Source organism: Streptomyces sp. MBT65 (assembly GCF_016612545.1).
Taxonomy (GTDB): domain Bacteria; phylum Actinomycetota; class Actinomycetes; order Streptomycetales; family Streptomycetaceae; genus Streptomyces.
In genome coordinates this window covers 1-968 of sequence record NZ_JAENRY010000663.1, presented here as the reverse complement: position 1 = coordinate 968, position 968 = coordinate 1, and the positions used below count along the sequence as shown (strand labels likewise).

The window sequence follows — 968 nt, the reverse complement described above, 5'->3', positions numbered from 1 at the left end:
GGCGGACGGCCGTCGGACGGGTGGGGGTGCGGTGCGGGTGCGGATGTGTGGGTGGGCCGTACCGAGGCGGGTGTCATCGGTGAGACTGGCAGTCCGAACTGTGGCTCTGCCAAGGGGAGTTGGGAATGACGGCACAGAACATCGACGAGGTCGTGGACGGGCTCGCGGAGATCGTGCGGGACGCGACCCGGGCCGGTGACCGGATCGGATACTTCGCGGCCCTGTACCGACAGGTGACCGTCGAGATCCGGAAGGCCATCCACGAGGGGCAGTTCGAGGACGGCCCGCGGATGGACCGCTTCGACACGCTCTTCGGGAACCGTTACTTCGCCGCGCACGACGCGTGGCTGCGCGACCGGAGCGGACCGCGCTGCTGGCGCGAGACCTTCGGCCTGCTCACCGACTCCGACACGGTCATCGTCCAGCACCTGATCCTCGGCGTGAACGCCCACATCAACCTCGACCTGGCCGTCGCCGCCGCGGGCACGGACCCCGGCAAGGACATCCAGGCGCTACGGCACGACTTCCTGCTGATCAACGACATCCTGGCGCGGGTGGTGCTGGCGGTGCAGGACTCGGTCGACGCGGTGTCCCCCCTCCTGTCCCTCCTGGACAAGGTCGGCGGCCGCACCGACGAACAGATCCTCGACTTCAGCATCGTCCAGTCGCGGGCGGAGGCGTGGCACAACGCGGTGGTGCTGGCGGGGCAGAGTGAGGAGGAGCGCGCGGCGACGATCGAACGGCTCGACATCCGGGCGGCCGTACTGGCCCGCTTGATCGCACGCCCTGGCGCCCTGGTCCGCCCGGCGCTGGAACTGATCCGGCATACGGAGAGCGGTGACGTGGCTGCTGTCATCGCTCATCTGGACAGCGCGGTGCGGTGAACAACTCCCTTGCGTGGGTGATGTCGTGGGAGCGGTCGAGCCAGGTGGCGAGTTCGTCGGGGTCGGTGGAGGCGAGGATGCGGT

General features: G+C 69.1%; 1 protein-coding gene. It reads left to right on the top strand.

The features are described from left to right. Nucleotides 1-125: 125 nt before the first annotated feature. A complete protein-coding gene (locus JHN63_RS51410; protein WP_200691992.1) occupies nt 126-884 on the top strand; it encodes a DUF5995 family protein in 759 nt (252 codons plus the stop codon). Nucleotides 885-968: the final 84 nt, after the last annotated feature.

What these genes read in the sequence shown, in the direction of transcription:
- JHN63_RS51410 (WP_200691992.1), top strand. Translation starts at nt 126, where the DNA reads ATGACGGCACAGAACATCGACGAGGTCGTGGACGGGCTCGCGGAGATC.